26 protein-coding genes are annotated in these 24727 nt (G+C 70.6%); 12 read left to right on the top strand and 14 right to left on the bottom strand.

The features are described from left to right. Positions 1-2: 2 nt before the first annotated feature. The 5 genes from ACFVDI_RS18780 to ACFVDI_RS18800 form a co-directional block, all read right to left on the bottom strand. On the bottom strand, positions 3-374 hold the full coding sequence (locus ACFVDI_RS18780; RefSeq protein WP_378907958.1) for a DUF3040 domain-containing protein: 372 nt from the start codon (positions 372-374) through the stop codon (positions 3-5). A 145-nt stretch (positions 375-519) separates the two neighbouring features. Beyond that, positions 520-1722: a DNA polymerase IV gene (dinB, locus tag ACFVDI_RS18785; RefSeq protein WP_378907961.1), complete on the bottom strand. Its 1203-nt coding sequence runs from the start codon at positions 1720-1722 to the stop codon at positions 520-522. A 45-nt stretch (positions 1723-1767) separates the two neighbouring features. After that, on the bottom strand, positions 1768-2493 hold the full coding sequence (locus tag ACFVDI_RS18790) for a methyltransferase domain-containing protein (RefSeq protein WP_378907963.1): 726 nt from the start codon (positions 2491-2493) through the stop codon (positions 1768-1770). A 37-nt stretch (positions 2494-2530) separates the two neighbouring features. Next, positions 2531-2971, bottom strand: a complete 441-nt coding sequence (locus tag ACFVDI_RS18795) for an SAV_6107 family HEPN domain-containing protein (protein WP_378907967.1) — start codon at positions 2969-2971, stop codon at positions 2531-2533. Between the two features lie 191 nt (positions 2972-3162). Continuing rightward, on the bottom strand, positions 3163-3756 hold the full coding sequence (locus tag ACFVDI_RS18800; protein WP_378907971.1) for a hypothetical protein: 594 nt from the start codon (positions 3754-3756) through the stop codon (positions 3163-3165). Between the two features lie 144 nt (positions 3757-3900). On the opposite strand from ACFVDI_RS18800, the gene ACFVDI_RS18805 reads away from it, so the two are divergent. Both ACFVDI_RS18805 and ACFVDI_RS18810 read left to right on the top strand, forming a co-directional pair. Further along, entirely contained in the window at positions 3901-4536 is a 636-nt protein-coding gene (locus tag ACFVDI_RS18805) for a DUF4126 domain-containing protein (protein WP_378907974.1), read from the top strand. Then, positions 4533-5858 carry a phytoene desaturase family protein gene (locus ACFVDI_RS18810; RefSeq protein ID WP_378907977.1) on the top strand — a complete coding sequence of 442 codons (1326 nt, stop codon included), beginning with the start codon at positions 4533-4535 and terminating at the stop codon, positions 5856-5858. Before ACFVDI_RS18805 ends, ACFVDI_RS18810 begins: the two co-directional genes overlap by 4 nt. A gap of 6 nt (positions 5859-5864) precedes the next feature. Here ACFVDI_RS18810 and metF read toward each other — a convergent pair whose 3' ends face one another. After that, a complete protein-coding gene (metF, locus tag ACFVDI_RS18815; protein ID WP_378907980.1) occupies positions 5865-6755 on the bottom strand; it encodes a methylenetetrahydrofolate reductase [NAD(P)H] in 891 nt (296 codons plus the stop codon). Between the two features lie 34 nt (positions 6756-6789). Here metF and ACFVDI_RS18820 point away from each other — a divergent pair, with 34 nt between their 5' ends. Continuing rightward, positions 6790-7875 carry a polyprenyl synthetase family protein gene (locus ACFVDI_RS18820; RefSeq protein WP_378907982.1) on the top strand — a complete coding sequence of 362 codons (1086 nt, stop codon included), beginning with the start codon at positions 6790-6792 and terminating at the stop codon, positions 7873-7875. A 10-nt stretch (positions 7876-7885) separates the two neighbouring features. On the opposite strand, the gene ACFVDI_RS18825 is transcribed toward ACFVDI_RS18820, so the two are convergent. Together ACFVDI_RS18825 and sigK are read right to left on the bottom strand one after the other, a co-directional pair. Next, complete coding sequence (locus tag ACFVDI_RS18825; RefSeq protein WP_378907986.1) at positions 7886-8563, bottom strand: anti-sigma factor domain-containing protein; 678 nt, start codon at positions 8561-8563, stop codon at positions 7886-7888. Then, positions 8553-9185 (bottom strand): ECF RNA polymerase sigma factor SigK, encoded by a 633-nt coding sequence (gene sigK, locus ACFVDI_RS18830; protein ID WP_378907988.1) that lies wholly within the window; start codon positions 9183-9185, stop codon positions 8553-8555. Before sigK ends, ACFVDI_RS18825 begins: the two co-directional genes overlap by 11 nt. Before the next feature lie 101 nt (positions 9186-9286). Between sigK and ACFVDI_RS18835 the strand changes: the two genes are divergently transcribed. Next, positions 9287-10816: a molybdopterin-dependent oxidoreductase gene (locus tag ACFVDI_RS18835; protein ID WP_378907992.1), complete on the top strand. Its 1530-nt coding sequence runs from the start codon at positions 9287-9289 to the stop codon at positions 10814-10816. Here the strand turns inward: ACFVDI_RS18835 and ACFVDI_RS18840 are convergent, their stop codons facing one another. The 3 genes from ACFVDI_RS18840 to ACFVDI_RS18850 are packed head-to-tail and all read right to left on the bottom strand — an operon-like array spanning position 10817 to position 12063. Then, positions 10817-11239, bottom strand: coding sequence for a barstar family protein (locus tag ACFVDI_RS18840; protein ID WP_378907995.1), 423 nt, complete (start codon positions 11237-11239; stop codon positions 10817-10819). An 8-nt stretch (positions 11240-11247) separates the two neighbouring features. Beyond that, complete coding sequence (locus ACFVDI_RS18845) at positions 11248-11661, bottom strand: ribonuclease domain-containing protein (RefSeq protein WP_378907998.1); 414 nt, start codon at positions 11659-11661, stop codon at positions 11248-11250. Between the two features lie 30 nt (positions 11662-11691). Beyond that, entirely contained in the window at positions 11692-12063 is a 372-nt protein-coding gene (locus tag ACFVDI_RS18850; protein WP_378908001.1) for an Rv2175c family DNA-binding protein, read from the bottom strand. Between the two features lie 193 nt (positions 12064-12256). Between ACFVDI_RS18850 and pknB the strand changes: the two genes are divergently transcribed. The 4 genes from pknB to ACFVDI_RS18870 all read left to right on the top strand — a co-directional run bounded on the left by pknB (position 12257) and on the right by ACFVDI_RS18870 (position 17008). Then, the gene (pknB, locus tag ACFVDI_RS18855) at positions 12257-14389 is read left to right on the top strand and encodes a Stk1 family PASTA domain-containing Ser/Thr kinase (protein WP_378908003.1); all 2133 of its coding nucleotides are present in this window, start codon (positions 12257-12259) and stop codon (positions 14387-14389) included. Between the two features lie 2 nt (positions 14390-14391). After that, the gene (locus tag ACFVDI_RS18860; RefSeq protein WP_378908005.1) at positions 14392-15315 is read left to right on the top strand and encodes a deoxyribonuclease IV; all 924 of its coding nucleotides are present in this window, start codon (positions 14392-14394) and stop codon (positions 15313-15315) included. 183 nt (positions 15316-15498) lie between these two features. After that, positions 15499-16518: a hypothetical protein gene (locus tag ACFVDI_RS18865; protein WP_378908007.1), complete on the top strand. Its 1020-nt coding sequence runs from the start codon at positions 15499-15501 to the stop codon at positions 16516-16518. Positions 16519-16525: 7 nt separating this feature from the next. Continuing rightward, a complete protein-coding gene (locus ACFVDI_RS18870) occupies positions 16526-17008 on the top strand; it encodes a GNAT family N-acetyltransferase (protein ID WP_378908010.1) in 483 nt (160 codons plus the stop codon). On the opposite strand, the gene ACFVDI_RS18875 is transcribed toward ACFVDI_RS18870, so the two are convergent. Beyond that, on the bottom strand, positions 17005-18345 hold the full coding sequence (locus tag ACFVDI_RS18875) for a class II 3-deoxy-7-phosphoheptulonate synthase (RefSeq protein ID WP_378908012.1): 1341 nt from the start codon (positions 18343-18345) through the stop codon (positions 17005-17007). The genes ACFVDI_RS18870 and ACFVDI_RS18875 overlap by 4 nt on opposite strands. A 111-nt stretch (positions 18346-18456) precedes the next feature. After that, positions 18457-19875 carry an APC family permease gene (locus tag ACFVDI_RS18880; protein ID WP_378908016.1) on the bottom strand — a complete coding sequence of 473 codons (1419 nt, stop codon included), beginning with the start codon at positions 19873-19875 and terminating at the stop codon, positions 18457-18459. A gap of 189 nt (positions 19876-20064) precedes the next feature. On the opposite strand from ACFVDI_RS18880, the gene ACFVDI_RS18885 reads away from it, so the two are divergent. The 4 genes from ACFVDI_RS18885 to ACFVDI_RS18900 all read left to right on the top strand — a co-directional run bounded on the left by ACFVDI_RS18885 (position 20065) and on the right by ACFVDI_RS18900 (position 23714). Continuing rightward, the gene (locus tag ACFVDI_RS18885) at positions 20065-20907 is read left to right on the top strand and encodes a DUF1028 domain-containing protein (RefSeq protein WP_378908018.1); all 843 of its coding nucleotides are present in this window, start codon (positions 20065-20067) and stop codon (positions 20905-20907) included. Continuing rightward, entirely contained in the window at positions 20904-22373 is a 1470-nt protein-coding gene (locus ACFVDI_RS18890) for an FGGY family carbohydrate kinase (RefSeq protein WP_378908020.1), read from the top strand. The genes ACFVDI_RS18885 and ACFVDI_RS18890 overlap by 4 nt, the downstream gene beginning before the upstream one ends. A gap of 7 nt (positions 22374-22380) precedes the next feature. Further along, positions 22381-23253, top strand: a complete 873-nt coding sequence (locus ACFVDI_RS18895) for a metallophosphoesterase (RefSeq protein ID WP_378908022.1) — start codon at positions 22381-22383, stop codon at positions 23251-23253. Positions 23254-23315: 62 nt separating this feature from the next. Then, complete coding sequence (locus ACFVDI_RS18900; RefSeq protein WP_378908024.1) at positions 23316-23714, top strand: nuclear transport factor 2 family protein; 399 nt, start codon at positions 23316-23318, stop codon at positions 23712-23714. Here the strand turns inward: ACFVDI_RS18900 and ACFVDI_RS18905 are convergent. Continuing rightward, a partial coding sequence (locus ACFVDI_RS18905; protein ID WP_378908026.1) for a DUF222 domain-containing protein occupies positions 23699-24727 on the bottom strand: 1029 nt, incomplete at its 5' end. The genes ACFVDI_RS18900 and ACFVDI_RS18905 overlap by 16 nt on opposite strands.

Genomic DNA, 24727 nt, shown 5'->3' on the forward strand with positions numbered 1-24727 from the left:
CTCTACAGGTCGTTGTCGCCGCGGCGGCGCTGCTTCCAGCGCTCGCTGGCGCGGTCGAGGAACGAGCTGCGCGGGGTGTGGTTCCCGTCGTCCTCCTCGACCGTGGCGGCGCCGCGCAGAGCGGTGAGCAGCACGGAGGTCGAGGCCAGCATCACCAGGAAGCCGACCACACCGACGACCCACATCCGTGAGATCACACCGGTCATCAACAACGCGACTCCAGCGGCGAGCACGATGCCCGCGATGACCGCGTGTCGACGTTGGGCACGGCGCAAGGCCGTGCCTCGGAGGGCGGAGGCGAACTTCGGGTCCTCCGCCGAGAGCGCGCGCTCCATCTGCTCGAGCAGGCGAAGCTCCTCTTCCGAGAGTGGCACCGTACCTCCCATGTCCTGTTGGGGCATCTACAAGTCTAGGCACGCCACCCTGAAGGCGGTAGTCAGCCCGGAAAATTCTTGCCCCGTCACGTTCTGCCACATGGCACAACCACGACCGATTGTGTCAAGCGAATGGGCATCTGCGTCAACCCCGGCCGTGATCGAGCAGGCTCGCCCGGCGCACGAGGCCGGACCCGAAGCGTTCGGCGACCTGATCGGCGGCGCGGTCGGCCTCGGACCAGCCTCGCTCGCGCTCTCCGAGCACGAGCTGTCGGTCGGTGCCCTCTCGGGTGACCAGGTGCTCCACCCGGACCCCGACCAGGCGCAGAGCCCGGCCGCGGAGGTCGAGCTCGTCGTAGAGCCGGACCGCCGTGGCGTGCACCTCCTGGGTGACGTCGGTGGGGTCGGGCAGCGTGCGGGAGCGCGAGATGGTCTTGAAGTCGGTGAACCGGACCGTCAGCACGATCGTGCGACCGACAGTGCCGGCCCTCCTCATCCTCCGGGTGACGCGGGCCGAGAGGCGCAGCAGCTCACGCACGATGTCCTCGCGGGCGCTCAGGTCGTGGCCGAAGGTCTCCTGGGCGCCGGTGGACCGGTCGGGCAGGTCGGGACCCAGCCGCCCGGTGAGCTCGCGCCGGTCGGTGCCGGTGGCGAGCCGGTGCAGGTGGCCACCGAGGCGGGGGCCGAGGATCTGGTGGAGCGTCGGCACCGGGGTGCGGGCGATGTCGCCCACCGTCTCGAAGCCGAGCCGCCGCAGCCTGGTCCGGGTGCTCGGGCCGACCCCGTAGAGCTCACCGACGTCGAGCGGGTGGAGGAAGCCGGGGATCTCCTCCGGCCGGACGACCACGACGCCGTCGGGCTTCGCCTTGCGGCTGCCGACCTTGGCCACGCTCGGGGTGGGCGCCACGCCGACCGAGCAGGTGATGCTCAGCTCCTCGAAGATCTGGCGGCGGATCCGGTGGGCGATCGACTCGGGGCTCCCGAAGAGCCTGGTCGCTCCACGCACGTCGAGGAATGCCTCGTCGACGCTGACCACCTCCACCAGCGGGGTGGCGCGGCGGAAGATCTCGCGGACCTGGTGGGAGACCTCGGCGACCTCACCGAAGTCGAGACGGACCGAGACGAGCTGAGGGCACAGCCGTCTGGCCATCGAGCCCGGCATCGCGGCCCGCACGCCGTAGGCCCGGGCCGGATAGTTGGCGCAGGTCACCACGCCTCTCGCATGTCCGCCCACCACCGGCTGGTCCCAGAGGTCGGGCTGGTGCCTGATCGCCACCGAGACGAAGAAGGCGTCCATGTCGACATGGAGGATCGGGGTGGCCTCCGGAGCGCCAGCGGAGGAGGTCACCCCGATCCTCCGCGTCGGCGCCCGTGGGCGAAGCGAAGCGAGCCGTCAGCGAAGCGAAGCGAGCAGATGCAGCTGCGAAGCCAACGGCAGGTAGTCGGCGCGAGTAGAAGCGCGCTGCTCGAGCTCGACAAGCGCGGAGGTAGCCGCTGGCTCGACGTCGAGCAGCGACCCCGGAACGTGATCGACGAAGACACGTACGCCACGGACGTCCGCGACCTCGAACCCCGCCGCGTCCAGCAGCCCGGTGACCTCGTCGAGAGCGAACCGGCGACCGGAGCGGCCCTGCGGCGCGGTGTCGTCGAGCAGCTCGGCGGCCTGGGCGAAGTGGCCGGCCAGGGCGCGGGAGAGGACGGCGGCGGTGCGCTGGGCGACCAGCAGGCTGAGGGTGCCACCGGGGCGGAGCACCTCGCGGATCCCCGCCAGTGCCGCCGCGGGGTCGGGGACGACCTCGAGGACGCCGTGGCACAGCACCAGGTCGGCACCGCCAGGGTCGGCGACGTCGGAGAGGGCGGCCAGGTCACCCTGGCGCGCGTCGACGGAGACGCCGGCCTCGCGGGCACGCCGGTCGAGGGCTGCCAGCGCGTCCGGGCTCGGGTCGACGACGGTGACCCGGTGACCGAGCCCGGCGATGCGTACGGCTGAGGTGCCGGTGCCGCCGCCGATGTCGAGGACGTCGAGCGAGCCGGAGCCCAGGACCGGGTCGAGCGCGTCCCAGACGGCGACGGTCCGGGCGCCTGCCCGACGACTGGTTGATGCGGAGCCAGCTGCCATGGGGCCAAGCGTAGGCCCTGATCCCACCTCACCTGAATCAGCCCACGAGGCGGTCGTGACGGAGACGGGTGACGTGGGAGGTGTGGGCCATCAGCCCGAGGGACTCCTCGACGACAGCGAGGAAACGGTCGGCGTCACGCACCTGCTCGTCGGCCTCCTCGGCGGTGACCGCCCGGATCGAGCCGGCCTCCGCGGCGGCGCGCTTGGCGGCACCCGCGGCGAAGTATTCGGCCCACTCCGAGAGCTCGGGCGCGACCTTCTTGAGTCGGACCCAGGCGTTCCACGGACGACGGCGGCCAGCGCGGCTCGCGGCCTCGACCGGATCGGTGCGGGCGGCGATCAGCGCCGCTGCGGCCTGCAGGGCGGCGACATGGGCCATCGCGTACCTGCTCGGCACGTCGTCGGCCACGATGGCCTCCGAGAGAGACTCGGTGGCGCGGAAGAGGTAGCTGTGAGTCGTCGCCGGCAGCAGATGCATCGGGTCGTCCTTCTCGCTCAAGGTCGACCCCGCAGTGGACGGCTCCGGCGGGCGTCGGGGGTCGAGGACGACGCCCGCCAGAGCCTGGTTGTTCGAACATTTGTTCGAACACGGGATCAAACTACACCCCGCCACCGACAGTCACAAGACGTATCGGTGACGGGGCGTGTCGAGGTGGTCCCGGCGGTCGCTCAGTCGTCGTCGACGGCGCCGCGGATCCGGTGCGGCGGGTGGATGTAACGGGTGTTCGCCGGCAGCCACATGACCGCCAGCAGCCCGGCCGCGATGACGATCGCGATCCAGGTGAGGACGCTGATGATCACCGGCGGGCCGGTCAGGATGCCGCCGATGCTGGCGACCGCGGAGATGAACACCAGGAACGTGATCGTGATCCGGGCCCACTCGAAGCCGTTGCGGAGGAAGACCGCGAGCACCCCCATCATGATGGCCATCACGCCGAACAGCGTGATGGCGGGGGCGATGAAGGCCGGCGCGCTGACCCGGTTGTCGGTCGGCGGGTTGATCAGGGCGTCGAGGCCCTCGGTCTCGAGGATGCGCTTGGCCGAGGGGTTGCCCTCCGCCCAGGCGCGCACGAGGTCGTCGGAGCGCAGCACCATCACCACGACCACGACCGCGCTGAAGGCGATCAGGCCGATGATCAGCCGGATCGCCCACGTCATCTCGCGAGGCACGGGCTCGGCGGCGAGCGCTGCCACCTCGAAAGCGACCTCCGGGCCCTCGCTCACGACCACACCTTCGTTCTCGTCGGGTGTCGTCATGGTCATCCGGTCTCCTTGCGACGTGGGGGTTCAGTCTCCGTTGATCAGCCCATTCTGCCGTACCGGGTCCAACGTAGGTAAATACGCGCTCGCGTGCTCTTGGTCTCGGGCCGGGGCCGGGTTGTCGGTGGCGTAGGCCAAGATGTCCTCATGGAATCTCTAGCGCTGACCTTCTCCAGTGGGTGGGCCAGTGGCATCAACGCCTACCTGGTCGTGCTGGTGCTCGGCGTCGCGCAGCGTACGACGGGGGCCGAGGCGATCCCGGACGTGCTCGGCACGTGGCCGGTGCTGGCCGCCGCGGGGCTGATGTACGCGATCGAGTTCGTCGCCGACAAGGTGCCCTACATCGACTCCACCTGGGATTCGATCTCCACGGTGATCCGACCCACCATCGGCGCGGTGATCGGCGTCCTGCTCGCCGGTGAGGCCGACTCTCTCAACGAGGCCGTCGGCGGCGTCGTGGGCGGCACGACCGCGCTGATGTCCCACCTGGTCAAGGCCAGCGAGCGGCTGGCGGTCAACACCTCGCCCGAGCCGGTCTCCAACTCGGTGGTCAGCGTCGTCGAGGACGGCCTCGTCCTGGGCGTGGTCTGGTTCGCGACCGAGCACCCGCTGGCCGCGGCCGGCGTCGCCGCGGTCCTCCTGGTGGCCGGGCTGGTGCTGGTCTACCTCATCATCCGGGCCGTTCGCGGCGGCTGGCGCAAGCTGACCCGGCGCGGGCGGCGGGGCGCGCCACCACCTGACGGGTCCTCCGGCGGCGACACCCTGCCCTACCCGGTCCAGTGACGCGCGTCGTCGTCCTCGGGGGCGGGTACGCCGGGATGGCCAGCGCCGCCAGGCTGGCCAAGCTCGGCCACTCGGTGACCCTCCTGGAGGCGTCCGGCCAGCTCGGCGGCGCCCTGGTGCCGGTGCGCGAGGAGGGGTTCACCTGGGACGCCTCGGCGACCTCGACGCTGCTGCCCGCGGTGATGCGCGACCTGTTCCGCAAGTCCGGACGGCCCGCGGAGCGTGAGCTCGAGCTGGTCCCGATGGACGTCGTCCGCGAGCACCGGTTCCCCGACAAGACCTCGGTCGCGGTGCCGGGCGGCACCCGCGGAGCCCAGCTGGCGGCCTTCGACGAGCTCAAGCCGGGCATGGGACGGCTGTGGACCGACTACGTCGCCCGGTTCAGCGAGGACTGGGAGGTGCTGCGCCAGCACTACTTCGAGGTGCCCTGGGAGCCCTCGGCGCTGCCGTCGGCGGTCGCGGAAAGGTTCCGGTCCCGCGAGACCCTCCACAAGCGGCTGCGCAAGACGTTCAAGGACGAGCGCCTGCGGCTGGTCGCGGCGCACCCGTTCGTCGCCGCGGGACAGGAGCTGCGTGACGTACCTGCCTGGGCGGGGTTGACCGCCTACCTCGAGCAGCGGTTCGGCGCCTGGCGCGTCGAGGGCGGGATGGGCGTGGTCGCCGAGGTGCTCAGCTCCCGGATGGCCACCCGCCGGGTCTCGGTGCAGACCGCGACCCGGGTGGAGGACATCGTCGTACGCGACGGCCGGGCGGTCGCCGTGAGCACCGCCGCCGGCGAGATCGACCTCGGCGCGGACGGAGCGGTCGTGGTCGCCTTCGACCCGCGCTCGCTGCCGGCCCTGCGGCCACTGGTGGAGCGCACCCTGCCGGCGATCCCACCGATGACGTTCCACCTCGGGCTCACCTCGCTGCCCGAGCACCTCACCGACCTGCCCGACGAGCTGGTGCTCCACGGCGAGCCCACCCTGGTCGTACGCACCCGCGGGCTCGCCCCCGAAGGACAGCACGCCTGGACGATCCACTCCCACGGCAAGCTGATGGAGGACGTCCTGCTGGCGCTGGCACGCCACAAGATCGACGTCCGTGAGCACGTCGTGCACCGCGTCGACCTGGGCGCCGCTGAGCTCGTACGCCGCTGGCGCGGGTCTCCGCTGGGCGTGAAGTGGGCGGGGCGCGGCACGGTGTTCCAGCGCCTCGGGCCGCGCACCCCGATCCCGAACGTCTACGCGGCCGGCGCCCACGCCACTCCGGGCGCCGGGTTGCCGTTCGCCGGGCTGTCGGCCGCGCTGGTCGCGCAGTCGATCGGCCCTGCCGAGAAGTGAGTGCGCCTAGACCGTGACGTTGAGCTTGGCGAAGATCTCCAGCGTCGCCTTGGACCGGTTGAGCGTGTAGAAGTGCAGGCCGGGGGCGCCTCCGTCGAGGAGCTCCTGGCACAGCTCGGCGGCGACCGCGATCCCCTCGGCACGAATGTCGGCGGGGTCCGGACCGGCCGCGGTGATGCGCTCGACGATCTCCTCGGGCACCTCGGCCCCGATGAGCTCGCTCTGGCGGCGGATGGCGGCGAGGTTCAGGATCGGCATGATCCCCGGCAGGATCGGGATGCCCACGCCGCGGGCACGGACCCGGTCGACCAGGCCGAAGTAGTCCGCGGCCCGGAAGAACATCTGGGTGACCGCGAACTCTGCTCCGGCCTTCGCCTTGGCGACCAGCACGTCGGCGTCGGCCTCGATCGACTCGGCACCCGGGTGACCCTCCGGGAAGGCGGCGACGCCGATGCGGAAGTCACCGCGCTCCCGGGCCAGCCTCACCACGTCGATCGCGTAGTCGAGACCGCCCGGGGTCGGGGTCCACTCCGCTCGCGGACCCTCCGCGGGGTCGCCGCGCAGCGCCATCACGTGCTCGACCCCCTTCGCCGCATAGGCGTCCAGGATCCCGGCGACCTCCTCGCGGGTGTGACCGACGCAGGTCAGGTGGGCGACCGGCAGCAGCTCGGTCTCCGCGGCGATCCGGCCGGTGATGGCGACGGTCTTGTCACGGGTCGAGCCGCCGGCGCCGTAGGTGACGCTCACGAACGTCGGCCGGTAGGGCTCCAGGGCGCGCACGGCGTTCCACAGCTGCTCCTCGCCGGCCTCGTCCTTCGGCGGGAAGAACTCGAAGGAGAACGAGCGCTCCCCCTGGTTGATCAGCTCCGCCAAGGAGCGCCCACGTCCAGTCACCATCGGGCCATCGTAATGAGTGCCCTAGGCTCGGAGAGTGAATGAAACGTGGGACGCCGATGAATTCCGCAGTCGCGTCCAGGGGGCGCTGGACACCTTTCTCGAGACCCAGACCGAGCGGCTGATCCCGCTCGGCGACGAGGTCGAACCGCTGCTGCGCCGGGCCCGCGAGTCGATGTCCGGAGGCAAGCGGCTGAGGGCCGCGTTCTGCTACTGGGGCTTCCACGCGGTCCGCCCCTCCCCCACGCCCGCCGAGGAGGAGTCGCTCGTGCGGGCGGCCGCCGCGCTCGAGCTCCTCCAGGCTTCGGCGCTCGTCCACGACGACGTCATCGACGACTCCGACACCCGTCGCGGCGCACCGGCCGCGCACCGCGCGTTCGAGGCCGACCACGCCGCCGCGGGTTGGCCGGGCCGGTCCCGCGCCTACGGTGACGCCGCTGCGGTGCTCCTCGGAGACCTGCTGCTGACCTGGGCCGATGAGCTGCTGCGTACCTCTGGGTTCGGGGGTGCCGAGACCGCCGCCGCGCTGTCGGTCTTCGATCACACCCGCAGCGAGGTCATCGCCGGGCAGTTCCTCGACATCACCGTGCAGGCGCGCGGTGCCGCCGACGTCCAGGCCGCGATGAAGGTGGTGCGCTACAAGGCGGCCAAGTACTCGGTCGAGCGTCCCCTCCACGTCGGCGCCGCCCTGGCCGGAGCCTCGCGCGAGCAGATCGAGGCGCTGTCCGCCTACGGTCTTCCCGTCGGTGAGGCCTTCCAGCTCCGCGACGACCTCCTCGGCGTCTTCGGCGATCCCTCGGTCACCGGCAAGCCCGCCGGCGACGACCTGGTCGAGGGCAAGCGCACCGTCCTGGTCGCTCTCGCCCTGACGGGCTCACCGGCCGCCGACGCCGACCTCCTCGACCGTTCCCTGGGCCAGCAGCTCACCGACGATCAGGTCGCGGCGCTGCGTACGATCATCACCACCTCCGGCGCCGAGCAGCAGGTCGAGAAGACCATCACCGAGCTCGCCGACCAGGGCCTCACCGCCCTGGACGAGGCCCGGTCCGCCGGCACCCTGGACGCGGGCGCCGCAGGCACCCTGCGCGCGCTCGCCACCGCCGCCACCCAGCGCACCGTCTGAGGACGAGGCGTCAGAGGCGCTCGGCGGGCATCTCGAAGAGGACCTTCTCGGACGGCTCCTCGGAGCCGCCCTCGGGTTCCATGGTGACCATCAGGTCGCCGTCCTCGACCGGTACGGCGACGGACATCTCCTCGTCGAGGACGCCGGCGGACTCCATGCCGGCGTCGGTGTGCCACCAGACCTGGTAGGTCATCCCCGCCGGACGCGTGAGGTGGGCGGTGTCCACGGCGACCATGTGCATCTCGTGGGACATCGCGACCATGAGCTCGCCGTCGGAGGTCTCCTCCTTGTGCATCCTGGCGTCCGGGGCCGAGATCACCTGGGCCGCGGTCATCGGTGGCGGGTCGTCCTCGCCCACGACGACTCCGACCGTCACCCCGACTCCGACGACCACCGCAGCCGCTGCGGCGATGATGCCCATGAGCCGGCGCCGGCGGGGGCTGCCCGCGGCGACGACGGGTCGCAGCTGCGGCGTCTCCGATGCCGTACGCAGCACCCGCTCGCGCAGCGCCACCGGCGGCGTCGCGGCGACCTCCGCGGCGAGGGAGGCGGTGGCCGCCCGTAGCGAGTCGACCTCCTCGCGGCACTCCGGGCACACCGCCAGGTGAGCCTCGAACTCGGTCCGTTCCCCCGGCACCAGGGCATCGAGGAGGTAGGCCCCGACCAGTCCGTGTACGTCAGGCGCCATCGCGAGCCCCTCCGACCTTCGCCTCGGGCTCCGTCTCGGCCAGGCAGTCGCGCAGCCGGATCAGGCCGTCCCGCATCCGGGTCTTCACCGTCGGCAGCGGCCGGCCGAGCAGCTCGGCAACCTCGGGATAGGTGAAGCCCTGGTAGTAGGCCAGCCGGACCGCCTGCGACTGCAGCGGCGTGAGCGAGTCCAGGCAGCGGCGTACGTCCTGATACTCGGCCGCGGTGACGACGGCGTCCTCCGGGCCGGCGACCTCCACCGGCTCGCGCCGGGCGACCTGCTCCTCCCGCGCACGCGATGCCTGCGAGGAGCGCACGGTGTCGACAGCTCGCCGGTGCGCGATCGTCAGCATCCACGTCCGGACCGAGCCGCGCGAGGGGTCGAACCGAGCGGCCTGGCGCCACACCTCGGTGAACACCTCCTGGGTCACCTCCTCCGCCCGCGAGGGATCGCGCACCACCCGCCGCGCGACACCGAAGACGAGCGGAGCCATCACGTCGTAGAGGCTCCCGAAGGCGTCCAGGTCGCCACCGGCGACGGCGGTGAGGACCCTTGCCGGGTCCAGGTCGTCCTCGGGGTCCGGCGATGACGAATCGCCCACCACCCGCAGCGCTCGGCGCACATGCACCCCTTCCGACGAATGACAGATCTCACCCCGGGTTCGCAGCCGAGAAGTGGGAGGATTGGTCCCATCCGACAACCGATCGGCCACGAACTCACAGCATGACATCCCGCACCTTCCTCGGACGTCTCCCCAGCGGTCCCCTCGCGGGCATCGCCGCGGGCGTGCTCGGCCTCGGCGTCGCCGAGCTCATCGCCGCCCTCGCGCGCGGGGCCTCTCCCCTGCTCGCGCTCGGCGACCGGGTCATCGACCTCACCCCGCGCTGGCTCAAGGAGGCTGCGGTCGCCGCCTTCGGCACGGCCGACAAGCCGATCCTGCTGGCCTGCGTCGCGCTGGTCACGCTGGTGCTCCTCGGCGTGGCCGGCGCTCTGGCCGTACGCAGCCCCGCGCTCGGCGCGGGCATGCTGCTGATCCTCGGCGCGGTCGACATCGCCGCCCTCCTGGCCGACCGGGCCGGCAACGGCACCATGGGCATCGTCGCGCTGGTGATCGGCCTGGCGGTCGGCATCGCAGCGCTGATCCTGCTGACCCGGCGACTGGGCGCACCCGAGACATCGGCCGAGGCGGAGGCGCCCGACGGCTTCGACCGGCGCCGGTTCCTGGTCGCCGCGGCGGCCGTGACCGCGGTGGGCGCGGCCGGCGGGGTCGGCGCGAAGGTGGTCACCGCCCGCCGTCGCCCGGTGACGAGTCTGGCCATCCCGGCTGCGGTCTCCCCCGCCGCGCCCCTCCCGGCGGGCGCTGAGCTCCGGATCGACGGGCTCACGCCCCACCTGACCCCCGTCGACGACTTCTACCGCATCGACATCGCCCTGCTCACCCCACGCGTCGACCTCGCCGACTACCGGCTCAAGATCCACGGCCTCGTCGACAACCCGGTCGAGCTGACCTATGCGGACCTGCTCGCGATGCCGCTCTACGAGCGCCGGGTCACGATCTGCTGCGTCTCCAACGAGGTCGGCGGCGATCTGATCGGCAACGCGACCTGGACCGGCGTACGCATCCGCGACGTCCTCAAGCGCGCCGGCCTCGACCCCGATGCCGACGCGGTGAAGTCCACCGGTGCTGACGGCATCACCATCGGCACCCCGCTCGAGGCGCTCACCGACGGCCGCGACTCCCTGCTCGCGATCGCCCAGGACGGGAAGCCGTTGACACAGGACCACGGCTTCCCCGTACGCATGGTCGTCCCCGGCCTCTACGGCTACGTCTCGGCGACCAAGTGGCTCACCGACCTCGAGGTGACCCGCTTCGCCGACTTCCGGGCCTACTGGACCGACCGCGGCTGGTCCGCCGAGGGGCCGATCAAGACCCAGTGCCGCATCGACATCCCCGGCGACGACGTCATGTCGGGTCAGCGGACCATTGCCGGAGTCGCCTGGGCGCAGCACCGTGGGATCAGCAAGGTCGAGGTACGCATCGACGACGGCCCCTGGCAGCCGGCCACGCTCGCCGCCGAGGACAGCGTCGACACCTGGCGGCAGTGGACCTACCGCTGGGACGCGACCGAGGGCGAGCACCGGATCCAGGCGCGGGCCTTCGACCGCACCGGCACCCCGCAGACCGGCAACGAGGTGCCGCCCGCTCCCGACGGAGCCACCGGCTACCCCACCCGGACCGTCACGGTCGGGTGATCAGCCCAGGTCGGCGAGGTCGGTGTCGGGACCGTCGCCGCGCAGCAGCACGGTGAACGCCGGCCGGTCCTCGGAGATCTCGGCGGCGCGGTCCTTCAGGACCCCGACGATCTTGTCGAACCCGGCACGGTCGGCGTAGGCGGCGCATCCCCAGGTCTCCCACAGCAGCACCGTGGGCGCGGAGAGGTCGCGCAGCGAGTCCCACAGCGCGTCGAGGTTGCGGCCGAAGTGGGCCGGGAACCCGAGCGCGGTGCCGATGGCGCCGAGCACCTCGTCCTTGGTCTCGGCCACGTCGGCGATCTGCTTCAGCGACCAGCCGGCGCCGGTCACCGACTCGGCGAGGTCGGCGGCCGCCAGCTCGGTGTGCCAGCGGTAGACGCCGGGATCGATCCTCCCGGCCAGGAGACCTGCCAGTCCACTCATCTGCCCCATCACCCCCGGTCGATCCGTGCGAACGACTCGTAGTGGTCCTCGGTGAAGTAGAACTCCCCACCCTCGCCTGTGACGATACGCCGCGCACCCCGGTCGTCGGAGCCAGGCGTCGGCACGGTGTATTCGGCGTAGTAGCCCGACGCCTCCTCGGGCAGGATGCCTTCACGGTTGCCGAAGGTGCTGCCGTCCTTGCCCGGATAGGGGAACGGGCCGCCGTCGTCGATCAGCCGGAGCGTCTCCACTCCTTCGGGCGGCAGGTCCGACTCCGCGATCCAGGTGAGCCCGCTGTCGGGATCGGTGCCGGTCCGCCCGACCCCGCCCTCACTCGAGCCGGAGCCAGAGCCGCCGCATCCGGCGAGCAGCGCCATCACTGCTGCGAGCAGCAGAGCCACCAGGGCAGATTTCGACCTCACGACGGTCCTCCGAGACGTACGAACGGTCCTCTAGAGTGCCATGGCCTGAGCCCGGCGCTTGACCTCCGACCCGCGGTTCTCCCGAAGCGCGTCGATCGGACGGCCGGGGAGGTCGTCGTCGAGGAAGAGCCAGGCGATGATCTCGCGGTCGTCGTAGCCACCGTCGTGGAGCACGTGCAGCAGCCCGCCCAGGCCCTTGACCGGCAGACCGTCCTGGATGAACAGGGCCGGGATGTGCTGGCCCTTGATGCCCGGAGGCACGGCCGCCGCGAGCTCGTGCTCGCGGATCATGGTGCGCACCTTCCCCACCGTCACGCCGAGCAACGACGCAGCGGTGGCCCAGTCGATCCACTCCTCCACCAGGACACCCAGATCCTGCTCTGCCAGCCGTACGTCGCTCATACCGCCACCTCCGTAGCGCAAGCGCCAGGATACGGACGTGGCGGCCTGAGGCCCATGGTCACTCGCTGACGCTCGCTCATAACGATCACATTACCGGCCCGGGTAGCCGGGCCGGAAAGTCGTGAGTGGGACCCGCTGGTCCGTACCATTGCCCGGTCCGGAATACTTCTCCAACCGGAGACAGGAGGATCGCGTGGCTAGTGAGGCGGACCCCCGCGACGGCGTCATCGGGCGCCACGGCGGAGGATCGGCTACCGCATCCGACCCCCTTCTGGGCAAGGTCCTGGGGATGCGTTACCGGATCGTCGAGAAGGTCGCGAAGGGCGGCATGGCGACGGTCTACGTCGCTCACGACATGCGGCTGGACCGCATCGTCGCCGTCAAGGTCATGCACCAGAACCTCGATGAGGAGGGCAACTTCGCCGAGCGGTTCGTCCGCGAGGGCAGGTCTGCCGCGAAGCTGTCTCACCCCAACGTCGTCGCCGTCTACGACCAGGACGAGGACGACGGTGTCGCGTTCCTCGCGATGGAGTACATCGAGGGTCACACCCTGCGTGACACGATCGCCTCGCAGGCGCCGCTGGGCGCGGCGAAGGCGCTGGCCTACATCGAGCCGATCCTGAGCGCGATGAGCGCGGCGCACGCGATCGGGATCGTGCACCGCGACATCAAGCCGGAGAACGTCCTCATCACCACCGGCGCCGCCTCGATCTCGCAGCGGGTCAAGGTCGCCGACTTCGGTCTGGCGCGGGTGATGACCAACAACGCCAACGACGCCACCACCGGCAACCTGGTCGGCACCGTCTCCTATCTCGCACCCGAGCTGGTCACCGAGTCGAGGTCCGGGCCGCGCACCGATGTCTACGCCGCCGGCGTCGTGCTCTACGAGCTGCTCACCGGCCGCAAGCCCCACAGCGGCCCCTCGCCGGTCGACATCGCCTACAAGCACGTCCACGAGGACGTACCGCCGCCCTCGAAGGCTGCTCCCGGCATCCCGAGGTACGTCGACGCCCTGGTCGCCCGCGCGACCGCCCGCGACCCCGAGCTGCGCCCGGCCGACGCGGGCGTCCTCCTGCGGATGGTCAACCGCGTCATGGCCACCCTGTCCGCGGGCATCTTCGACGACCCCGACCTCACCGCCGACCTGGCGCTCCCGACGGCCGGCGCCCCCGACCGCGGTGTCCGGGCCGGCCACGGCACCGGCACCGACGTCCCGGCCCGGGCCCACGACGAGTCCAGCTCCGAGACGACGGCCGTCCTGCCCCCGCTCGGACTCGCGCCCTCCGGTCCGTCAGGTCCCCCGCCGGGCCGGCCCGCGGGCCCGCCGGGGCCGCCTCCTCCTGGCGTCGGCCTCCCCGCCGGCACGCGGCTCTCGCTGAGCGAGCCCGAGGAGAACGTACGCATCGCCCCGACCCCCACGCAGCCGAAGCAGCGCTGGAGCATGCCGGCGACCTGGAAGGGCCCGATCGCGATCAGCGCGGCCGTGGTCGCCGTCGCCCTGGTGGCGACGGGGATGTGGTGGTTCATCGACGGCCGCTACGAGCGGGTGCCCTCGGTGGCCGGTCTGACCAAGTCCGCGGCGACCACGCAGCTGCAGGAGGCCGGCTTCGAGGTCTCGGCCAACACCGAGTTCTCCGACACCGTCGAGGAGGGCGTCGTGATCGACTCCGACCCCGGTCGCGACGACAAGGCGCTGCCCGGCTCGACCGTGGAGATCAGCGTGAGCAAGGGCGTCGAGGAATACTCGGTGCCGAAGGTCAAGGGCATGCTCGCCGACGACGCCCAGGACAAGATCCAGGACCTCGGCCTCACCGTCGGCGACCCGATCGAGAAGTTCAACGACAACGTTCCCGAGGGCAACGTCATCAACTCCCAGCCTCGCGCCGGCACCCTGGTGCGGCCCGGCAAGACCGTGGTGCTGGTGATCAGCAAGGGCCCGGCTCCTGTCGACATCGTCGACTGGACGGGCCGCAACGCCGACCGCGCCAAGAAGTCGCTGGAGGCCGACGGGCTCGACGTCGAGATCCAGGAGGAGGAGAACCAGGAGGCCCGGCCCGGCACGGTGCTCAGCCAGAGTCCCAACTCCGGCACCCTCCCCCGGGGCGAGACGGTGACCCTGGTCGTCGCCAAGGGCCCCGACACGGTCGCCGTCCCCAACGTCGTCGGCAGCGACAAGGACACCGCCAAGCAGACGCTCCAGGCCGCCGGGTTCAAGGTCAAGGAGGAGAAGGACGACTTCTCCCTCGGGTTCGACTACGTGACCCGCCAGGAGCCTGCCGGCGGCGAGGCGCCCTACGGCTCCGAGATCACGATCTGGCTGAACTGACCTTGACCTCACCTCTCCTCTCGGGCTCCGCCTCGGTTCTGCGCAACCCCATCGGCACGCACGTACAGGTCGGCAAGGGCCTCGTCGCCGGTGCTCTCGCCAACACCGATGCGGTCGGCGGCGAGACGCTGCAGATCTTCGTCGGCAACCCGCGTGGCTGGGCGCTGTCGGCGGGCAAACCGGCCGAGGACAAGGCCTTCCGGGCCGAGCTCGAGCGCCGCGGGATGCGCGCCTTCGTCCATGCTCCCTACCTGGTCAACCTCGGTTCGCCGACCCCGGCGACCTACGAGAAGTCGGCCGCCCTGGTCGCCCACAACCTGCGCCGCGCCGCCGACATCGGCGCCGAGGGCGTTGTCATCCACACCGGGTCGTTCGTCTCTGCCGAGGGTGACGCACGGGAGAAGTACGCCACCGCGATGAAGCAGGTGCGCGAGGCGCTGCTGCCCGTGCTCGAGGAGATCTCCGCCGAGGACGCACCCTGGCTGCTGCTGGAGCCGACCGCGGGCCAGGGACGGTCGCTGTGCGCGGGCGTGGAGGACCTGTCCGCCTATTTCGAGGCCGTCGACTTCCACCCCAAGGCCGGGATCTGCCTGGACACCTGCCATGTCTTCGCCGCCGGGTCTCCGCTCGACGAGCCCGGTGGCGCCACCGCCTGCGTCGATCGGATCGTCGAGATCGGCGGACCCGGGCGGCTCCGGCTGATCCATGCCAACGACTCCAAGGACGTACGCGGCAAGAACCTCGACCGCCACGAGCAGATCGGGCGCGGCCACATCGGGACGGCCGCTTTCGAGGAGCTCTTCGCCCATCCGGCGACCGCGGGGGTGCCGTTCATCCTGGAGACGCCCGGATCCCGCGACGCGGAGAACCCCGATATCCCCCTGCTCCGCGATCTGCGGGCTTCGGCGCACCGTCAAGGCGTGTGACCTAGGCTTGGTACGCACGGGAGTGATCTTCGACGCCATGGGGGTGGCATGACCAGCTGCGCACAGTGTGGACACCGGCTGTCCGGAGTGCCGACGTGTCCGGTGTGTGGTCTCGAGGCAGCCACGGAACCCGACCGAGCAGCCGAGGCTGACTCCATCGATGTAGAGGAAAGGACGCCACCCGTGTCCAGTGCTGAAGCGAAGCCCGAAGCGATCAACGCTGCTGAAGCGGAGCCCGACGCCGACCTCGACGAGCCCAACGGGGCCACCGTGATCCGCAAGCCTGTCGAGGCGACCGCCCCGGAGGCCGTCGAGGACGTGCCCGACGCGGAGCAGACCTCGTTGAGCCTGCCCCGGATCAGCGCCTATGGCGACGAGGACAGGCCGGGACCGGCCTCGTCGATCTCCGCCACCGACGACGAGCCCGTCGAGCGCACCTCGAGGCGTCAGTCGCCCGACGTCGAGGAGAAGCTCGACACCGACGAGCCCGACGGTTCCACCGCGATCCGCCCGACGTACGCACCACCGACCGCTCCGCCGCCGTCCGCTCCCCCGACAGCCCAGGAGTCGGCAGCCCCGGAGTCGGCAGCAGCGGAGGCGGTGATCCCGGAGCCGGAGCCGAAGCCCATCCCGGATCCCTCTCCCTTCCCGGAGCCCGAGCCCGTCCCGGGACCCGATCCCGTCCCCGACCCGGAGCCGACGCCCACCCCGATCCCCGAGCCCGGACCCGTCCCGGAGCCCGAGCCGGTCCCTGGCCCTGATCCTGTGCCCGACCCCGAGCCCGAGCCGGTCTCCGAGGTCACGGTGGAGGCTGCGTACCAGCCCTTCGTCCAGCCTTCGGGAATGCTCGTCCAGGAGGCTCGGAACGGTCGGGCCCGCCACTGGGCGCCCCCGGAGACGGCGGTGGAGGAGACCTCGGCCGACCAGCTCTACGAGACCGAGCCCGCCTACGCGACCGGCCACGCCGAGGAGGCATACGGTTCCGAGGACGGGGCCGACTGGCAGAACGGCTACGGCTACGCCGGCGAGCAGGAGCCGATCGAGCAGGACTTCGGCGACTACGGCGTCCAGCAGGAGTACGTCTCCTCGCTGATGGCCACCGAGCCCGAGGACAACCCGTCGACCTGGATCGTGCTGCTGTGGGTGGGTGCGATCTTCATGATCGTGATGTTCGTGCTCGGCGTCTGGCTGATGACGCTCTAACGCCTCTATGCCGAGAATCATCGTCGCCGAGATCGACAGCGACGACCAGCGCGCCCTTGCCCTCGACGTCTGGCGGGCGGCCAACGCCGCTCGCCGCCGCACCGCCACGGAGGCCCGTGTGCGGCGGGTCCGCGAGAAGCTGGCCGGCGCCGAGCTCGCGCTGCTCGCCCACTACGGCACCCGGCCGGCGGGCATGCTGGTGGCCGAGACCTATCTCGTCGACGGCGTGCCGCTACCCGGCTACGGCCACATCTCGATGGTCTTCGTCGACCCCGCCGTCTGGGGCTCCCACGTCGGCACCGAGATGATCCGCGACCTCCAGGCGCGCGGCTGGGACGGCCTCAGCGTCTGGACCCGCACCGACAACCGCCGCGCCCAGCGCCTCTACGAGCGCACCGGGTTCACCGACACCGGCAACCGCAGCACGCTCCAGGACGGCGAGGAGATCATGCAGCTGGCGTGGGCTCGGGACGAGAACGTCGACGACTAACGAGACCTGAGCATCTCCGCGACCTGGAACGCCATCTCGAGCGACTGGACGCGGTTGAGGCGGGGGTCGACGACCGACTCGTAGCGGTGCACGAGACCGGCCTCGTCGAGCTCCTCGCCGCCACCGATGATCTCGGTGACGTCGTCGCCGGTGTTCTCGACGAGGATGCCGCCCGGGACGGTGCCGAGGGCGTGGTGGACGTCGAAGAAGCCCTGGACCTCGTCGAGGACGTCCTCGAAGCGGCGGGTCTTGTAGCCGTTGGAGGTGGAGAAGGTGTTGCCGTGCATCGGGTCGGAGATCCAGGTGACGTTGACACCCTCGGCGGTGATCTTCTCGACCAGCCCGGGCAGCCCTTCGCGCACCTTGTCCGCACCGAATCGGGTGATGAAGGTGAGCCGGCCCTCCTCGTTCTTCGGGTTGAGCTTGGCGGCCAGCGCGAGCGCGTCGTCGGGGGTCGCGGTGGGGCCGAGCTTGCAGCCGATGGGGTTGTTGAGGTGGCGGAAGTACTCCACGTGGGCACCGTCGAGCTGACGGGTGCGCTCACCGATCCAGACGAAGTGGCCCGAGACGTTGTAGGGCGTCTCGGTGCGCGAGTCGATGCGGGTCATCGCGTGCTCGTACTCGAGGAGCAGCGCCTCGTGGGAGGAGTAGAAGTCGACCCGGTGGAACTCCTCCGGGTCGGCGCCGATGGCCTCCATGAAGGCGATCGCGCGCTCGATCTCGGAGCCCATCGCCTCGTACTTCGCGCCGACGGGCGAGTTGCGCACGAACTCGGAGTTCCAGGTGTGCACCTGGCGCAGGTCGGCGTAGCCACCGGTGGTGAACGCCCGCACGAGGTTCAGGGTCGAGGAGGACGCGTGGTAGACGTCCAGCAGCCGCTGCGGGTCGGGGATGCGGGACTCGGCGGTGAACTCGAAGCCGTTGACCGCGTCGCCGCGGTAGGCCGGCAGGGTGACCCCGTCGCGGGTCTCGGTGTCGGAGGAGCGCGGCTTGGCGTACTGCCCCGCGAGACGGCCGATCTTGACGACCGGGACGGAGGCCGCGTACGTCAGGACCACCGCCATCTGCAGCAGCACGCGGAGCTTGTTGCGGGTGTTGTCGGCGGTCGCCTCGGCGAAGACCTCGGCGCAGTCGCCGCCCTGCAGGATGAACGCCTCGCCGCGACCGGCGGCGGCGATCGAGCTCTTGAGCTGGTCGCACTCCCCCGCAAAGACGAGCGGCGGCTGCTTCCTCAGCTTCTCGACCGCCGCGGCCAGGGCGACCGGGTCCGAATAGGTCGGCTGCTGAAGGGCTCCGATGGCGTGCAGCTGCTCGAGGGAGGGGAAGGCGTCGTTCACGAGCCTCAGGGTACGCGGGTCACCCGGTTGTTACGAAGTCATCTCAGACACGGCGGGGCCGGCGTACGTCCTGAGAAGTTCGTACGCCGGCCCCTGACCGTGGTCATCGCGTCACTCGTCGTCCTCCGGGTTGACGTCCATGTGCTCGATGTCGCTGAAGTGCGGCGGCTCGTCGTCCTTGTTGGCGAACTTGTTGACCAGCCAGGTGATCGCCCACAGGATCACGCCGATGACCATCAGGCCGCCGGCGATCTCGTAGACGATCCCGTCGCGGTCGACCCACGGGCCGGCCAGGTAGATGCACAGGATCGCGGCGATCGGCGGCAGCCACCTCGGCGCGGTGAAGAACGCCTTGTCGGTGTCGGCGCGGCGGTTGCGGAGCACCACGCAGGCGATGTTGACGATCGCGAACACGCACAGCAGGAGCAGCGCGGTCGTCGAGCCGAGGTTGGAGACGATGTTGCTGTCCGGGTCGCTGGAGACGTACCAGATCAGCAGCAGGGCCAGCACGGTGGTGAAGACGATCGCGATGTAGGGCGTACGGCGGCCGGGCAGGACCGCACCCAGCTGCTTGGGCAGCACCCGCTGCTTGGCCATGCCGTAGACCAGACGGCTGGCCATCAGCATGTTGATCAGCGCCGTGTTGGCGACGGCGAAGACCGCCAGGAACGGGAACACCTTGTCGATCGGGAAGTCTGGAGCACCCTTGCCGACCACCTCGAGCAGGGCTCGGCCCTCGGACTCGCGGATCGTCTCGAGCTCACCCGGCGTCAGCACGCTGACCACGGAGATCGCGACCAGGATGTAGAGCAGTGCCGCCGCTCCCAGGCCCATCAGCATGGTGCGCGGGAAGATCCGCTCGGGTTCCTTGGTCTCCTCGACCATGTTGACGGCGTCCTCGAACCCGACCATCGCGAAGAAGGCGACCGAGGTCGCGGCGGTGACCGCGAAGACCACGCCCATGTTGGAGTAGTCGTCGAAGGAGACCAGCTCCGACATGTCCGCCTTGCCCTGGGCGATCACGTAGAAGCCGACGCCGATGACGATGCTCAGCGCGACCATCTCGACGACGGTGAGGATGATGTTGAACTTCACGCTCTCGCCCACACCGCGCAGGTTGATCAGCGCGAGCAGGACCATGAAGCCCAACGCCAGGAGGGTGACCACGCCCTCGCTGGGCGCATCCATCCAGCCGTTGATCTCCAGGCCGCCGAAGAAGTTCTGCGCCAAGGTGTTGGCCGAGGTCGATGCACTGGTGATGCCCGAGCAGGCGACCGCGAAGGTCACCATGAAGGTGAGGAAGTGGAAGCCGAACGCCTTGTGGGTGTAGAGCGCGGCACCGGCCGCGCTGGGGTACTTCGTCACCAGCTCGAGGTAGGAGTACGCCGTCATGGTGGCCACCACGAAGGCGAGCAGGAACGGCAGCCACAGGATGCCGCCGACGTAGCCCGCCATGGTTCCGGTCACGGCGTAGACGCCGGCTCCCAGGATGTCACCGACGATGAAGAGCAGAAGGAGCCAGGGCCCCATCACTCTCTTCAACTCGGGTGTTTCTTCTTTCGCCAGGGTTGTCATGATGTCCTTCCTGGTCACGTTCGAAACTCAGTTCCGAAATTGGGATGAAGGGATCCCTCAATCAAAGCCCAACCTCGCCGTCAGGTGTACGACAATTCGTCAACACGCCGTTACCGGACGAAATTTCGTGGATAGGGTCACGCCATGACCTTCTCCATCGTCGCCAGAGCTGTCGATCCCGGCACCGGGGAGCCCACCTGGGGTGTGGCCGTCGCCTCGAAGTTCCTCGCCGTCGGTTCGGCCGTCCCGGCCGCCGTCGCGGGCGTCGGCGCGATCGCCACCCAGGCCGAGGCCAACGTCGCCTACAAGGGTCTCGCGCTCGCCCACCTCGACGAGGGCGCGACCGCCGACGTCGCCCTGGAGAGGCTGCTGGAGGAGGACGAGCGCCGTGACCACCGCCAGGTCGGCATCGTCGACGTCGACGGCAACGCCGCCTCCCACACCGGACCGTCCTGCTTCGACTGGGCGGGCGGCCGGACCGGCTCCACCGACGACGGGGCGTACGCGATCCAGGGCAACATCCTCACCGGCCCCGAGGTGGTCGAGGCGATGGAGGCCGCCTGGCTCGCCTCCTCCCCCGACGAGCCGCTGCAGCACCGGCTCCTGGCGGCCCTGGCCGCAGGCGACGAGGCCGGCGGCGACAGCCGTGGGCGGCAGAGCGCGGCCCTCCTGGTCGTGCGCGAGGGCGCCGGCTACGGCGGCAACGACGACATCGCGGCCGACCTCCGCGTCGACGACCACGCGGCGCCGATCACCGAGCTGAAGCGTCTCCTCGATCTCAGCGACTTCTACCTGACCGCGTCGACCGAGGCCGAGAAGGTGCCGGTCACGCCCGAGATCGAGGCGGAGCTGGAGACGTACGCCGCGGCGCAGGGCGCTACCGGCTTCCTCGCCTGGGTCGCCACCGAGAACTACGAGATGCGCGTGGCCGAGGATCTGTCGTGGATCGACCGGCGCATCCTCGACATCGTCAGGACGCCCAAGTGACGTCGATCCTCGCCATCGACGCCGGCACCACCGGCGTCACCGCGCTGATCGTCACCGACAAGGGCGAGGTCGCGGCTCGGGGGTATGAGGAGTTCGACCAGCACTTCCCCAGGCCGGGCTGGGTCGAGCACGTGCCGGAGGGGATCTGGCAGGCCACCCTCGAGGCGTGCCGTACGGTGCTCGCGGCCCACGGCGACGACGACCTCGTCGGCATCGGGATCACCAACCAGCGCGAGACGGTCGTGCTCTGGGACCGGGAGACCCTGGGATCGCCGCGGCGCGCGATCGTGTGGCAGGACCGGCGTACGACGCCGATGTGCTCCGCGATGGCGTCCCACGACGCCCGGGTCCGCGAGCTGACCGGTCTGCGCCTGGATCCCTACTTCACGGCCACCAAGCTGGCCTGGATCCGCGAGAACGAGCCGCACACCTGGACCCATGTGGAGTCGGGGCGCTACGCGATCGGCACGGTCGACTCCTACCTCATCGCCCGGATGACCCGGGGCCTGCACCATGTCTCCGACGTCTCCAACGCGTCGCGCACGATGCTGTTCGACATCGGCGCCAACGACTGGTCCGAGGAGCTGTGCGACCTGTTCGGGGTGCCGCGCGACGCGCTGCCGGAGATCGGACCCAACTGGGGCGAGGGCGTGGTCACCGACCCGCGCTCGTTCCTCGACCTCTCGCTGCCGATCGCCGGGGTGGCCGGTGACCAGCAGGCCGCACTGTTCGGGCAGGCGGCGTTCGATGTGGGCGACTCCAAGTGCACCTACGGCACCGGCTCGTTCGTGCTGACCAACACCGGCGCCTCGCCGCAGCGCTCGGAGTCCGGGCTGCTCACCTCCCCCGGCTGGATGTCGCCGTCGGGAGAGGTCACCTACGTCCTCGAGGGCTCGATCTTCGTGACCGGCGCGGCGGTGCAGTGGCTGCGGGACGGCCTCCAGATCATCGGTTCGGCCGCGGAGACCGAGGCCCTGGCGAGCACGGTCACCTCGTCCGAGGGCGTCGTGTTCGTGCCCGCGCTGACCGGTCTCGGCGCGCCCCACTGGGACCCGGACGCCCGCGGCACGATCATCGGCATCACCCGCGGCACCACCCGTGCCCACATCGTGCGGGCGACCCTGGAGGCGATCACCTTCGAGGTACGCGACGTGATGGCCACCATGCCGACGCCGGTTGCCTCGCTCAACGTCGACGGAGGCGCGGCTGCCAACAATCTGCTGTGCCAGCTCCAGGCCGACCAGCTCGGCGTCGACGTCTCCCGCCCTCGCTACGTCGAGACCACCGGCCTCGGCGCCGCGTTCCTCGCCGGCCTCGGGGTCGGCGTGTGGTCGTCCTTCGACGCGATCCGCGAGACCTGGGCCCTGGACCGCACCTTCTCCCCCGACGCCTCGCGTCGCGGGGCGGCCGATGAGGCGTACGCCTCGTGGACTAGGGCCGTCGAACGTTCCCGGCAGTGGGCGTGAGTCCTCGTTGACCCGGATCCTGCATCTGTCCGACACCCATGTCTCCGCGAGCGGCCCCGACATGGACGGTGTCGATGCCGTGGCCGCGCTGGAGGGCATCCTGCGCGACGCCCGCCACCTGCCCGGCCTGGACGCCGTCGTCGTCAGCGGTGACATCGCCGACGACGGCTCGGCCGAGGGCTGCCGGGCGGTCCTGGAGCGGGTCGGCGCGTTCGCTGCCGAGCGCGACATCCCGCACATCTACTCGACGGGCAACCACGATGCCCGCGGACCGTTCCGCGAGGTGCTCGGCAGCGGGCACCGCGACGCCGACGGCAGCGACCGCGGTCGGCTGCTCGACCCGGAGTCGGACCTGTGCGCGTCGGTCAGCTACCTCGGCGAGCTCCGGGTCGTCACCGTGGACAGTCTCGTGCCGGGCCAGACCCACGGCTTCCTGGACGAGCACCAGCTCGCCTACCTCGCGGCCGAGCTGGCCACCCCGACGCGGGACGGGACGGTCCTGGTCCTCCACCACCCACCGCTCCACCTGGCCTCCCGCCCGTGGGTCGCCGACGTCGTCCTCCGCAACATCTCCGCCCTGGGCCGTGTGGTGCGCGGCAGCGACGTACGCGCGATCCTCACCGGCCACCTCCACTTCCAGGTCAGCGGCTTCCTCGCCGGCATCCCGGTCTGGGTGACCCCCGGCGTCGTCACCCGCATCGACACCACCGCACCCCCACATCTCGTACGCGGCGTGCTCGGCGCCGGAGCCACCGTCGTCGATCTCGCCGACCCGGCCTCCCCCACCTTCCATGTGATCGCCGCCCGCGACCCCCGAGCCGGCGAGCAGGTCTACGTCTACGACGCCGCATCCGGCGAGGACTCGCTCGAGGAGCTCTGATATCGGTGATCTTCCGGTAAAACCGTTTGTCACCCGTCGGCCGGCGCAGCACCCTGTGCGCCATGACTCTGCTGATGACAGATGGTGTCCCCGCTGGCCTGGACCAGCATGTCCTCCGCCCGCTGAACGCCTATGTACGCGGCCACGCCACCGGCGACCCCGCACACTTCCGCGACGCGTTCCTCCCCTCGGCCCACATCGAAGGCATCCGCGGCGGCGCCTTCGTCTCCTGGCCGCTGGAGGACTACTGCGCCCTCTTCACCGGCTCACCCGCTCCGGACGAGAAGGACCGCGTACGCCGCCTCGACGCGGTCGAGGTCCACGGCACCGTCGGCACTGCGACGATGACCCTCATCCACGGCCCCGACACGTTCACGGACGTGTTCTTGCTCGTTCACGTCGACGGCGCCTGGAAGATCGCGAACAAGGTCTACCACCGCCACGCTCAAGCGGCCTGGTAGTCGAGGAGTACGTCGCGCAGCACGAACTCGGCTCGGGACAGCGGTGATGGGTCGGGTGTCCAGGTGTCGGGTGGTGGGCTGACATAGGTGTGGCCGGTGGGTGTGATGGTGGTGATGCTGCCGTCGGGTCCGGGTCTGGCTTGCCATCCGAGGGCTTCTTTGGCTTGGTTGCAGCGTTCGCAGAGCCCTTGGAGGTTCTCGGCGTTGGTTTGGCCGCCGTCGGTGTGGCGTTGGATGTGGTCGATGTTGCGGATCGGGGCGTCGCAGCCGTTGGTGCGGCAGGTCCCGCCGTCGCGAGTCGCGATGAACTCGGCCAGTCCGTCGGGGGCTTTGCGGGAGCGGGATTCCATCGCGACGAGTTGGCCTGCGGGGTCGGTGAACAGCCGGCGGACGAACACCTCGGCGTCGGCCATGGCCTCTCGGGCCCAGGTGGCGGGGACGGGTCCGTAGCCCTCGACCATGGCGGGCTGGTCGGCGTTGTTGGTGAGGGTGTCGGCGGTCATGACGATCTTGACCTCGATCCGAGGCTTGGCCCCGGCGGCTTCGCGGCCGGTGATCCGGTCGACGAGGGTGTCGGCCATGACCTGGCCGCGGCTGCGTTGATCCCCGGCGGCGCGGGCGGCGTTGGCGGCCCGGTCCAGGGCTGCGAACACGGCGACGCCGTCTTTGACCGGGAGCAGGGCGCCGAGCCAGGTCATCGTGTCGGGTGCCGGCCGTAGGCTGACCCGGCGGTCCTTCGGGGCGTTGGCGGCACGGGCGACGACGGAGGCTTGGTCGAGGGTGATGGCGAGTTTCTTGGCGGCGTTCTCGAGCTGCCGCAGCCCCATCGACACGGCCTTCGCGGGTTCCCCGTCCGGTCCTGGCGCGCAGAGCTGGTCGTCGATGACCCGGCGATCGTCGAGGGTGAGGCAGGTGGTTTCGCGGGCCAGGATGGTGGCCTGCCACTGCGAGAACAACCCGGCCTTCATCAGGTTGAAGGTGTGCGGCATCTCGGCCAGAAGGATTTTCGCCAG

The sequence above is a fragment of the Nocardioides sp. NPDC057767 genome (assembly GCF_042798275.1).
GTDB lineage: Bacteria > Actinomycetota > Actinomycetes > Propionibacteriales > Nocardioidaceae > Nocardioides.